The organism is Halorubrum sp. SP9, from assembly GCF_005435015.1.
GTDB classification, from domain to species: Archaea; Halobacteriota; Halobacteria; order Halobacteriales; family Haloferacaceae; genus Halorubrum; species Halorubrum sodomense.
In genome coordinates this window covers 1-224 of record NZ_SGXU01000750.1, presented here as the reverse complement: position 1 = coordinate 224, position 224 = coordinate 1, and the positions used below count along the sequence as shown (strand labels likewise).

Sequence of the window (224 nt, the reverse complement as noted above, 5' to 3'; positions counted from 1 at the left end):
CTCGCGCTCTACGCTGGGGCCGCAGGAGTGACCGCGCTTGGCTTCTTCGCCGACGCCAGCAGCGTCGTCCTCGGCGGTATTCTCACCGGAGTGTCGCTGTTCTACCTGCGAGACGAGGCCCTTCCGGCCGACGCATGTCCCAATTGTAACTCGCGGGTGGACGTGATGTCGCAGCGCTACTGCTCGACCTGTGGGGAGCGCCTCGACGAACTCGAAGCGGCGCC

The 224-nt window shown here is 66.5% G+C and carries 1 pseudogene; it reads left to right on the top strand.

Annotation, left to right across the window (positions count from 1 at the left end):
* Window positions 1–224: pseudogene (locus tag EXE45_RS21650) on the top strand (zinc ribbon domain-containing protein); the annotation flags it as partial.